At 61.5% G+C, this 11664-nt stretch carries 8 protein-coding genes and 2 pseudogenes; 8 read left to right on the top strand and 2 right to left on the bottom strand.

The window, feature by feature from the left end:
- Positions 1 to 377: 377 nt before the first annotated feature.
- Both Q2941_RS30565 and Q2941_RS30560 read left to right on the top strand, forming a co-directional pair.
- Positions 378 to 992: a tetratricopeptide repeat protein gene (locus Q2941_RS30565; protein ID WP_458194716.1), complete on the top strand. Its 615-nt coding sequence runs from the start codon at positions 378 to 380 to the stop codon at positions 990 to 992.
- A gap of 155 nt (positions 993 to 1147) precedes the next feature.
- On the top strand, positions 1148 to 2074 hold the full coding sequence (locus Q2941_RS30560; protein WP_458194715.1) for a hypothetical protein: 927 nt from the start codon (positions 1148 to 1150) through the stop codon (positions 2072 to 2074).
- A 947-nt stretch (positions 2075 to 3021) separates the two neighbouring features.
- Here the strand turns inward: Q2941_RS30560 and Q2941_RS30555 are convergent.
- Together Q2941_RS30555 and Q2941_RS30550 are read right to left on the bottom strand one after the other, a co-directional pair.
- The gene (locus Q2941_RS30555; protein ID WP_458194714.1) at positions 3022 to 4038 is read right to left on the bottom strand and encodes a hypothetical protein; all 1017 of its coding nucleotides are present in this window, start codon (positions 4036 to 4038) and stop codon (positions 3022 to 3024) included.
- Positions 4039 to 4079: 41 nt separating this feature from the next.
- Complete coding sequence (locus Q2941_RS30550) at positions 4080 to 4826, bottom strand: hypothetical protein (RefSeq protein ID WP_458194713.1); 747 nt, start codon at positions 4824 to 4826, stop codon at positions 4080 to 4082.
- Between the two features lie 143 nt (positions 4827 to 4969).
- Here Q2941_RS30550 and Q2941_RS30545 point away from each other — a divergent pair, with 143 nt between their 5' ends.
- The 6 genes and pseudogenes from Q2941_RS30545 to Q2941_RS30520 form a co-directional block, all read left to right on the top strand.
- Positions 4970 to 8629 carry a caspase family protein gene (locus Q2941_RS30545; RefSeq protein ID WP_458194712.1) on the top strand — a complete coding sequence of 1220 codons (3660 nt, stop codon included), beginning with the start codon at positions 4970 to 4972 and terminating at the stop codon, positions 8627 to 8629.
- A 153-nt stretch (positions 8630 to 8782) separates the two neighbouring features.
- The gene (locus Q2941_RS30540) at positions 8783 to 9058 is read left to right on the top strand and encodes a hypothetical protein (RefSeq protein ID WP_458194711.1); all 276 of its coding nucleotides are present in this window, start codon (positions 8783 to 8785) and stop codon (positions 9056 to 9058) included.
- A gap of 808 nt (positions 9059 to 9866) precedes the next feature.
- Positions 9867 to 10484: a tetratricopeptide repeat protein gene (locus Q2941_RS30535; protein WP_458194710.1), complete on the top strand. Its 618-nt coding sequence runs from the start codon at positions 9867 to 9869 to the stop codon at positions 10482 to 10484.
- A gap of 153 nt (positions 10485 to 10637) precedes the next feature.
- Positions 10638 to 10910: pseudogene (locus tag Q2941_RS30530) on the top strand (ImmA/IrrE family metallo-endopeptidase); the annotation flags it as partial.
- Positions 10911 to 10950: 40 nt separating this feature from the next.
- Positions 10951 to 11226 carry a hypothetical protein gene (locus Q2941_RS30525; RefSeq protein ID WP_458194709.1) on the top strand — a complete coding sequence of 92 codons (276 nt, stop codon included), beginning with the start codon at positions 10951 to 10953 and terminating at the stop codon, positions 11224 to 11226.
- Positions 11226 to 11606 (top strand): annotated as a pseudogene (locus Q2941_RS30520) (DUF4411 family protein); the annotation flags it as partial. The gene Q2941_RS30525 and the pseudogene Q2941_RS30520, both read left to right, overlap by 1 nt.
- Between the last annotated feature and the right edge of the window lie 58 nt (positions 11607 to 11664).

Genomic DNA, 11664 nt, shown 5'->3' with positions numbered 1-11664 from the left:
CGGGTAGGGCGGGCAGCGCACCGGGCAAGAGGAAATCTCAATCGGCCCCGTGCCCGGGCCGCCAGGGCGGCCAGCAAGAGGCGCCGGATGAGCCGATGCCGTTGTGATGAGGCCGCCGGCGAAAGCGACGATCAGAACGAGTTTCGTGAGACGCTTATTCATCTTTGTGCTCGCTGTTTTCGTGCCGGCATCCGGCCGGTCCGGTGAGCAGTACTGGGCTCACTAGGTGATGCTGGATTGAGCAGGGGTGCGCCGCCCAAAAATTCTTCGGCGTTCAAAATTCAGCTGTGACAAGCATTTAGGCCAACATTAAGAATATTTAATTTTCAGCGTCGAGAGTTCCGCCTTGACCTAATGAACATGGAGATTTCGCCCAAATGCCATTCGATGTGGAAACCGCACTACAGAACGTTCGAGCCATACATTGGCGGACGAACGCTCGCACACACCAAACGACTGAAATCAATCAGGAGAAGTTGGATCGTGCGCGGGAGCTCCAGCTCTCAGGCGATTACGCCGGCGCAAAAGAGTGTGTGGAGGCCGATCCCAATTGGAAGCTTGACGCCAGGGCGTGGCGGTTGGTTGGGCTCATCCATCAAGGCTTGGCGCGCTACGAAGGGAATCCAAAACGTAAAAAAGAGCATTACGATTTGTCCGAGAAAGCAGCTGCAATCGACCGCGGGCTGCGCGTAACGCAAACGGCAGAGGCTGATGTCAACTTGGCGGCAACGCTGCTTGATCAAAAGCGATACAACGAGGCATTAGATGTCGCGATGCGGGCACGCGATACGGCCCCACACTTGCCCACGGCCCACGTGGCCATCCTGGCCATTTACAACCGCCAGCGCCAAAAAGACGCAATAGAATACTTGGATTACTTGGCGCAGCATGAGGCATGGATATTCGAGAACACTATCTTTCGTGATCATCTCGCCACCGACCCCGACTTAGCGGGTCTTTCTGCGCGCATCCATTTGTTCGACAGGAGCTAATCATGAGACGATTTGTCCCCCAACTCCTAACTTTGGCGGGCGCGATCGCATTTTGGATTGCCTCATGGACCCCCCTGATCGCCGCTAGCATCGGCACTCATAACTGAGCGAACGGAAGCTCATAACTGAGACTGAGAACGGAAAGCGAGTGGTACATGACGTACTGCGATCAGGATCTGTTGGACGCTCTGCGGCAAACCGGCTCGGCCGGCGAACGATACAATCGTGCGATTGTGGTCTTCCATGGCTTGTTTTCTCAACACGGTGGAAGAGTGTTAGCTCACATCAAAGGTCGAGCTCGGGCGGCGCGTCTCAAGCCTGACAAGGTGCTGGGCGAAACAATCAAAAATTCTTTGCAGTACCTGGCGGAACAAGCAGAGGAGGCTGCCAAGAAGGAGGCTGCGGAGAAGGAGGCTGCGGAGAAGAAGCCCTCGGACAAGGAGTCTTCGGAGAAAACGAAGTCTTCGGAGAAGGAGTCTTCGGAAAAGAAGTATTTCGAGTTTACCGTCAAACCGGGTTTCGCGAAATGGCTGCTGGTAATTTGTGGCTCCCACAAGTACCCGGGGAACGGTGGCGTCATACCTACACTTCTGAGCGAACGCCGCAAGGCCAACACCCGGGAGCAACTTGTCTGGGAGCACGAAGACCTTCCCGATGAGTCTTCCTATGATGAGGCTGCGCCTACGGCTTTGCTGCAATCAAATGACCTCGATAAGCTTTTTGCGGGCGTAGATTCCGTCGACCGGTGTCTATTTGAGTTCAACAAGACTGGCCTGAGCGGTCCTCCCTCGGCGAACACCGTTGTTGCTCATATCAGCAGGTTCGGACTAACGCGAACTTCTTTGGACCGGTTGTGCCATCGCGCGCAGTTGATGGGATGGCCCAAAAGGAAAAGACCATATCTCATCACGCAAGAAGAGTTGGCGGTGCTGTTCGAGCTGCCCAAGGAGGATGTTACCGACCGCATCCGAACGACAATGCAGCATCTTCGAAATAGAATCGATCGGAGTGATGTGAGCCCTTACCCTCACTGGAGCGTCGCTTGCGGTCGACGAAAAAGCGCCGCCCAGATTGAGTATTGATGGCCTAGGGTCAGGCGATGGAGCGCTGGCCATTGGCTAGGAGGTTAACCGCGAAGTATCGATCGGACCGATGCTGCCGACAGCGCCGCACCGGTGGTTGGGATAACGCCCTGCGCCGCGATGCAGGCGCAGAGCCCCACTCCGGAAGTTCATTTTCTATAGATGTGCCAGACGGCCCTCGCTTCTCAACATGGTGGGGCCGTTCGCATCTCAAGCCGCATGTGCTAGAACCATCTCGTCCCAAGGGCAGCGTGAGCGGCGTGCGAGAAGGGTGATGCCTGACGATATCGACCGCGAGGACATCATACTGAGACGGTGCTGAAGCAGGCGGAATCGCTCTCGGCGGAGTGGGGTGCGGCGTGATTCCCGCGGGTTGGTTTGGCCCGCTTCCCGCCGTGAACAAGACAGACGATGGCCGATGCCGAGGCGTTGCGGCCGATCTCGCCACATGCCGGCCCACCGTATTGCCGAGGTATTGAACGGGCGTGACGTGCCCACCGCGCGCGGCGGCAAGTGGCACGCCAACTCGGTTGCGCGCGTCGTCGCCCGGCTCGGGCTCGCCCGATGAGCCTCTCCCTGGGGGTTGTTTTCTTGGGCGTGGAGATCTGCGCGCTGGGCTCGGGGTAGCGTCGAAGGTGACCGCAAAAGCGAGAGATCCGCTCGTCCTACCTGACCGACCGATACAGTGAACGAAAGGAAGCCGCGGTGAAGCTCGCGCAGCGCACGCGGTTGAATGAAGCAATCTGAGCTGGCGCGGGCTGTCGTATCCAGCTCGTGCTGTTCGGCCCCCCCGTTCAAACCGACTGACGCCGCACCGGCGCCGCGAAGCCATCGCGCGCCGCGACGCTGGCGACGAGATGCTGACCGACATCGCCCGCAATTACAACGTCAGCCACTCGACGATCGGTCACTTGCGATAGACCACCAAGCTCCCCCCGAGCGCCATCTCATTTACTCTTGCGATGTGGCTTGTCACCGGCATCCAACCGGCGCTCCCAAAGTCGCGTGAGCCAGGATCCGGCTTGCAGGAACACCAAGAACACGCCGGCGAGGAAGTGCATCCACAGCAGGTTCGGATCCTTCAGCACCTGCGCGTGACGCCCGAGGTCGATGCGCCGGGTCGGCATGCCCCGGCCGAACGTCCGCGTTGACTGCAAAATCAGGCCCGGCGCATTCGTCGCGGCGGAGATCTCGAAGCCGCGGTCCGATGCGAACGCCGCGCCGTTCCACGCAACCACGCTGTCCGCCGCCGCATCCGGCGGCGTGGACGCGGCGGCTGGCCGGCCGGGACACGGCGATTTGGGTCCCTCGCCAAGCGTCTGGTCCGCATGCGCCTCGGCGCAGACGACCACACCGGGCGGGACGTCGAAGGACATGACCGAATAGACGACTTCCGGCAACGTGACCATGAGGACGCGCTGCAGCGCCAGCGCATAGACATCGACGTTCGCTTTCAGGAGAAGACCCGGCGGCAGCTCGCCGGTCGCGCCCGGCTGCGCAAGCTCCTCGCCGAAGGCGGCCGGACCGCTGATCGGGAAGCGATTGGGCGCGACACCGGAACAGGAGGGGTCGAGGGTGAGCTGCAGCTTGCCGACCACCGGTCCGCCGTCGCCGCTGCTCGACGCCATGTTGGCCGTCGGCCCGTTGGCGGACGGCTCGATGGAGATCGTCAGCTGATCCTTGCCGCCGCGCCGGTATTCCACCCACGCGTTCTGTGCCGGCGTGACGATTGCGCTGACACACCCGAGATCGCGGGAATTCTCGCCGATCACCGCTCCGAACATGCCGCCGGCGCGCAATGTCGACGCATCGGGATTGATGACGCGATAACCGACATACTCCGATGTCGCCTTCAAGGCGGTCCAGTGCGGCGGCAGCGGAAGCAGCCATAGCCACAAGAGGTAAATCAGGAATGCGACAAGGACAGTGCCGAAACGCGCCTGCAGATGTCTATTCGACAACATCGCGCGAACGACGCGCGACGCTTTGTTGGCGGCGGGCGACATTACTTGTTGCCCCAGATCAAATGGAAATCCGTATTGGCGATGCGCCCGAGGTTGTTGACGTAAGTGACACGTAATGCCTCGGGCGTTGCGCCATTGAGGTCGGTCAGCGTGGCGCTGCAGACATCGCTGTAGAGCATCGCCTCCTTGTCCGGCGGCTCGCAACGCCCGACCGCGAGCGTCTTGTCGGATCTGACCAGTGAGATCTGGGCGTGCGAGCCCCTAACGTTCAGGTAGGCGAGCAGTTTTTGCGTGTCGGTCGCCCCCGGTGGCACGGCCGCGACAATGAACGCGTCGCTTGTCCCCGGACAGGTCGAGCCGGAGACGATGCGAATGATCATGTCGGCGGCGGAAAACTGCTGCGCCAACTCACTCGCATACCGCGATTTCGCCTCCACCCGCATGGCCGGCGACCGGGCCGTGGATTTCTGATAACGATTGAGCGCCGAATAGCGGCTGTCCGCCGACGCGATGCGGACGCAGTAGTCGCCCGGCGTACCGGCAAGGGGCAGCACGGCTCCGACCTGGTCGATCCTGAATGGGCCGGCGGCCGCGCCGCGGTGCAAACCTACCAACATCCGCAAGGGATCGGCGAGCGTATCTCGTCCTTTGATACCTTGCTCGAGCAGCGTTTCCGAAAAGCCACCCGGCACAAGGTCCAGCACAGGTTGAGAAGATTGAGCGCGCGCTGATGTCGTGAGCGCGGCCAGCACGAGCGCAACGGCGATCGAACACAGTCCTCGACGCATGCTCCACTCCTATCCTGGCTGCTCAAATTTGCCCAAGGAGCGCCGTTCTGAATTACCGCTGCCAATTCGGTCCGCCTTGTGCAACCAGAGGTTCACGCCTACGATGCACCACAGTGAGCATTCTGTCGAATGAGGATATCACCATGCTCATGCAGCCGTCTCGTGTTCATGGTCTGGTCCATGTTCTGCTCACTTTCCCCATCACTGCATGGGCGCTGTTGCTTTTGGCGACTGCGACAGCATCGGCGGCGACTCCGGCGAGTGATCGCGGAACGACATGCGAGGTCGCGCAACAATCCGCCGACGCACCCAGTCCGAAGCTCGTCGTCACGGTGGATACGCCGGCCGCTTCCGTCCGCACCGGGGATCGCATTGCCATCTCGTGGAAGGCGACCGGCCTGAACCTCGGCTGCCGCACCCCGCTCTACCTCGTGCTGACGACCCCGATGCGGACCCGCTACGAGGGCGACAAGCTCCTGGCCCTGCCTCGCGGCGCGGACGCGCCATATGGCATCAGGTATCGCCAGGACCTGACGCGGGTTTTCATTCCTCTGCATATCGGGCCGGGACAAACGCAGGGCACGCTGGCCGTCAAGATCTATGAGAACGGGCCCCTGCAGCTGGACTGGACGTTGATCGAAGTCCCAAGACTCGTCGCCGATCCACAGAAGCGGACGGATTTCGCCATCGGCGGGGAGCGAACGACGGCGGTGACGCCGCTCGGCAACGGCATCTCGATCGTCAGCGGCAACCCCGCCGTGGTGGTCAGGGACAGCTTTTCCACTGAGGTGCCGACGCAGACGTTCCGCTCCAATTCCGGCGAGTTCGATCTACAGGTTTTCAACGGCTACTATCGCGTTCTCGACGCCAGGACCGGAGAGCTGATCCAGGAGCGCGCGGGCTGGGATCCCAATTTCTCCCCGACCAGCCGGTTCCTCGGCGCGTATGCGGCCGGTCCGGGGTTCGAGATCATCGATCTCTATGCCGGCCAGGTCGTGACCGCGAATGATGTCTTGGTGCGCGAGCACGGGTTTTCCGGCAGCATCAACGTGGCCGCATGGTCGGCGGGCGACACGTTCTTCGCTTTGAGCGTTCAGAACTGGGGCGGCATCGAGCTGCAGCAGAGCCTGGTCGACGGCTCGCAGCGCTCCTTTCCCGCCATCGGCTGCCACTATTGCCCGGGGATCACACAAACGCTGCACCTGGATGGCGATGCCGGCGTCGTCGCGTATGGAGGCGAGTCGCGTGGCTGGGCGAGTCTGTTCGACCGCTCGGCCGGCACGGCGGCCGCAGCAGCGGAAGCCCTCAAGCGCGTCCCGTACCAGCCATGGGAGGATACGGACGATGTTCTCTCGAAGCGGAGAACGGCAATATACGAGCGCCGCACAGCGGTCCAAACGCAGGTTTCGCTGGCGATGATTGGCAGGCTGGCAAAGAGCTCCTTCTTCAAGGCTGATGATTTCTTCAAGCCGGACGCTGATGCTTCGACGGGCACCGACGGCGGCCCGATCGAGCGCCGCTGGCTCTCTCCCGACCAAATGCAGGTCAGCCACGTCTGCCGCAAGAATGAAGACAGGTGTGTCGGCCGACTGGCCGACTGGCAGGCGGGGATGAAGGAACTGGAGGAAGAGGACGCGCGCCTCGTGAAGCTGCGTGTCACGCATAAGAGGACTTCGCTGCCGGTCGCCGAGCACGAAGCGTTCGCCGACGTGCGTCTCATGGCGGCGCGCGGGAGCGGCGGCGGGGACCAGGGCCAGCAGCAGGGCGTTTCAACTCCGGACATTGTCTGGGACCGGCTTGCAGCGCTGCTGCAACCGGCCAAAGGGCCGACGAGATGGAAGAATAGCTCAGAAGGCTCGGCGGTTCGAATTGTGGCCAGCGCTGATGACGATGACGTCGCCGACCAGCCTAAGACCGGGGCGAAACTGTCGCGGCCTGCAAACAAAGGGACCGAGGACGTCGTGACGGTCATCGCCAGAACGATCCCGCGAGCTGAGCGGTTCGTTCGCGAGTACAATGATCGTGAAGAGGAGCAGTTCTGGGGCACCAAGAAGGAAGCAGTCGCCGTCGCGTCTGATATGACGAAGGAGTACGCGCAGTGGAGTGTCGGGGGCCGGAGTTACGTTCTGCTCCGGACTTTCTTCGACAACGGCGAATCAAGCCGCAACTGGCTCTTTTTGATCGAAGGCTCCAGGAACGCCGTCCCACACCTTCACGACCTCACGCACCGGCTGCGCTATCGTGTCGGCACGCGGCCGTCGGGGCTGGATGAGCACGGAAAGCTCGAGACCACACGGGAGTTTGCGACCACGATGGGCTTTGGCGGATGGCCGGAGAGCGTCGACCGCGTTTCCATTGCGTATGATCGCTATCTGCTGGCCTCGGGCACTTGGACCATCGACGATCGCCGATGGCTGCTGATGTACGACCTCCAGGCGGACAAGATCGCCTTTTTCAACCGCGACCTTCCGGACGCATCGACCGAGACGAAGTTCGCCATCACCGCGGACGGGGCCACCATCCTCCAAACCAATTCGAACGGCCACCTCTACTTCTACAACGTCGCCGACGAAAAGCTGGTCCTTTCCGGCCTCGATATCGACGACGAGCTAGTGGTCTACGATCGTCACGGTTATTATTCCTCGACCCCGGAGGGCGCTCAGTTCGTCTTCGTCAAGTTTCCGGGATTGTCCGGCTATAATTCCCTGCACCAGTTTTCGGCGATGCTGAACCGCCCGGATGTCATTCGAAACATCTTGACCGGGAAGACCGATTTGCCCGACCCGGCTCTCAATGCGCCCCCGGAAGTGAGCCTGCAGGCGCAAGCGATCGATTCCGGGAACGCCCGGTCCGCGAAGGTGAAGGTCGATGTGTCCTCGCCCATCGGCCTTCGGCGCTTGCGGATTTTCGTCGATGGCCGGCTGGCCGGGGAGTATCCGCTATCGGGAAGCAGTGGTCTGATTGAGACGACCGTCGGCCTGTTGCCGGAATCGCGCTGGATCACGACGGTAGCTGTCGATACCGCCGGCTACGAGAGCGTACCCCAGGGCAGGGACCTGGCTGGGGCGGGAGCGGCGACGCGGAGCCGGTTGTTCGGCATCACCGTCGGAACCGATCATTACGACGACGCCGGTCTGCCGTCGTTGTCGGTTGCCACGGCCGACGCGCGCAAGTTCCGCCAGGCGCTGATGGACCTCAAGAGCAGCCTGTACAACGCCGTGGAGGTCGAGGGATTCTTCGATGCCGCCGATCTGCGCAGCAGACTGCCTGCGAAGATCCGGGACATCGCTGCAAAAGCCGATGAGCACGATACGATCATGCTGTTCGTCGCAGGACACGGCGTCCGCGATGCAACGACGAGTCAATTCCTGCTAGCCACGCGCGAGAGCGATCTGGACCGGGCACGAGAAACGATGATCAGCTGGGACGAGATCGCCGCGAGCGTCGCCGACGCGAAGGCGCGCGTCATCGTGTTCATCGATGCCTGCCACTCGGGGGCAGCCGGCGCCGCAAACGATGATGCGGTCGCGACGTTCCTTGGCCGCAAAGCGCCGGTTACCCTGATCGCAGCCTCCAAGGGGCGGCAGATCAGCGGAGAGGACGCCGCTGGCGGAATCTTCACCACGACCCTGATCAAGGCGATCGGCGTCGCGCGCAAGGCGACGGATGTCAACGGCAACGGCGCGATCGAGCTGGCCGAGCTGTACGGCACGCTCAAGCGAGACGTCGTGAAAGCGAGCGGACACCAGCAGACGCCGTGGATTGCGCGCAACAACATGGTCGGCGAGACTCCCTTGTTTTGAGAAGAGATGGGATAGGTCCTCCACACCTGCGTGCCTACGGATGCCGACGGGCGTTCCCCGAGCCCGCGATCCGCACGCGGGTCGTGAAGCGGCATCCGGAGGCATCTCTATGATTCCAGCCCTTGCACGCCGCGCAGGCGGTGAAGACGCCGGATGGACGTCGGTATCAGCGATCTCCGCTCGATCCGCATGATCACCCACGTCAACAAGGTCCATCACGTCACCACGATTACCAAGGTCGCCAAGTACCTCGGCGAAGATGAAGATTGGCTGTGGGACATCGCCAACGAGATGGAGACCGAGGACGGCGTCATCCGGATCTATGGCGTCGGAGAAGACGGCGTTCAGGCGTTCGCCGAGTTCGGAATCGAAAATCTCATCGAGCTAATCAGATTCTACAAAGAGAACCCTGGACTGCTCAGGCGCTAACCCTGCGGCCTACGCCGAATGGATACTTTGCTCACTCACGCGTTCCCGTACTTCGAGCGCAGTGCCTTCGCCTCCTCAGCCCGACCGAGCGCATCCAGTGCATCGGCTGTGACAGGGGCAGAGTCGTGGGTCCAGGGGTGCCTCAGGGCCATTGGCTCGCTCGTGGATCGCGAGCGCGGCATTCTCGGCTCGAAGCGCTTCTGCTGCACGGTCATCAGCAGCAGGCGCGCATCGCTGCTCTGATAACGCTGTGTCCGCGCATGCTCTCGGGTCAGCGTAGTCCAGGTGTGAAATGGCTCACACCAGAACCAAGCGAGCACGTGTTACGGTTACCTCGAACACCGTGCAGCTGCCAACGACTGTTGAGAAGCTGCCATGCAAATGAAATTCGTAGATTTCGATCACGTTTTGGGCGGTCCTCGTTACGATATAAAGTCGAACCGAGAAACGTCGGTTTTCTCCGATGGAGTTTGTTGCGAGCTGGCATCTACGGCCGCCGCGATGAAGAATCGCAATCGGCGCCCTCGGGATCGCGGCAAGCCTGATCCTCGGCCGTGCTTCCGCCGCTACCGACGAGGCCAAATCGGCAACTGCCCGCACTGCGGGCTGCGCCCGATATGCGTGCCGCGGCACAAGCCCTCCGAGGAATCCCGCAGCCTTGTCGCAGCGCTGACGGGCACTGCGCAACCGGCAACAACGCCGGGCGCCAGTTACCTGAAGCGCCTGAGACTGGAACTGCGCAACGTCATCCTCGCGCAGACACAACGGCCGCGAACTGGATGCCGCTAACCGGTAGGGGAGGATGCAGATGCGCTCAGCAGCAAATGTGTTTTTCGCATGCCTGGCCGCGGGGGTTCTCGGAGGGTTGTCGACAGTGGCTGCCGCGGACGACAAGCAGACCTGCGCGGACGAGTCAGGCGATATCGCGATCGCGGCGTGCTCGCGTGCGATCGAATCCGGGAGTTGGCAGGGTCGCGATCTTGCGGAGATCTACGGCATTCGCGGTGCGGAACATGCAAACAAGGGCGACCTCGACCGGGCCATCGCCGATTACAACGAGGCGATCCGGCTCGACCCGAGCGATGGCAACGCCTACGAGAACCGCGGCGTCGCCCGGTACAAGAAGGGCTGGCCCACCGCCGCCATCCTCGATTACAACGAGGCGATCCGGCTCGACCCGAATCATGCGTCCACCTACTACTACCGCGCGATGGCATGGTACTACCGGCCGAATTCGGTGTACTACAACAAGGAGGACGACCTCGACCGCGCCATCGCGGACTTCAACGAGTCGATCCGGCTCGACCCGAGACATGCGGCCGCGTACTATTACCGCGGGATCGTAAAACAGCAAAAAGGCGATCACCCAGGCGGCGATTCCGACATAGCGGCTGCGAGGCGAATCGACCCGAACATTGGCAAGTAGCTCGCTACGAGCGGCGAGCGCATCAATGTCAGGCAACGGCTGCGAATCTTCGCTTGGGCCAAACTCGGTGGTCGTCTGTGAAGAACCGGGCTCAAGCGAAATTTTGAGCCGTGACGGTCTCGATGAAGGATCGGATGATGACACGCAAGAGCTCTGCGAGCCATCGCAGGCCTGTACGACGACGAGTTTCCGATCATCTACGTCAACAACAGCTCCGCGAAGTCGAGGCAGATCTTCACGCTCTTCCACGAATTGGGGCACCTGCTTTACCACACGAGCGGGATCGATATTATTGACGATCGGATCATCCAGCACCTGGGCGGCGACGAGCGGAAAATCGAGATCATCTGCAACGGCCTCGCGGCGCGTATCCTGGTGCCCCACGACGTGCTTACCAGCATGCTCAGTGGTAGGCAGCCGAACCGCGAAGCAGCGGCCTACCTAGCCAACCACTTCAGCGTTAGCCGTGAAGTCATCTATCGCAAATTCCTCGAGTGGCCTGATCGACGCAGCCGAGTACACGGAGGCGGCGAAGGAGTGGGATGCCCAGCTCAAGCCGAAGGAATCCGGCTCAGGAAACTACTACAACAGCCAGCACGCCGACCTGGGACAGCGCTACATCGATCTGGCCTTCACGCGCTACCATCAAGGCCGCTTCGATGAGGGCGCGCTTGCCCAGTACCTCGACATCAAGCCGAAGAACCTCCCGACCTTCGAGGCCAAGTTTGGGGGAGGTCACTGATGTATGTACTCGACACCTCGGTGATTTCGACCCTGCACCGCAACTACTACCGGCCGCATTTCGTGTCGCTTTGGAATGCCTTCGACGGCATGCTCGCCGGTGGGCGCTTCACCTCGACGCGAGAGGCGCGGCGTGAGTTGGAAGACCATGGGGGCGAACCGCTCGATTGGGCCAACGCTAACCCGACCTTGTTCAGCGCCCCCGACGCGAACGAAGGTGCCGTTGTAGCTTCAATCTATGCCGTTGATCACTTCCAAACCAATATCGAGCGTCAGAAGATACTGCAGGGCGGTCGCAACGCCGACCCCTTCCTGATCGCCCGGGCGGCCGTGCTCGGCGCAACGGTGGTGACGATGGAGCAGTTCAAGCCGAACGCGGCGAAGATCCCAACATCTGCAAGCACTTCAATGTGCCGTGTGTGGACTTGCGCGGCTTCAT

The sequence above is a fragment of the Bradyrhizobium sp. UFLA05-153 genome, from assembly GCF_054185185.1.
This window is presented reverse-complemented; position numbering and strand designations above follow the sequence as displayed.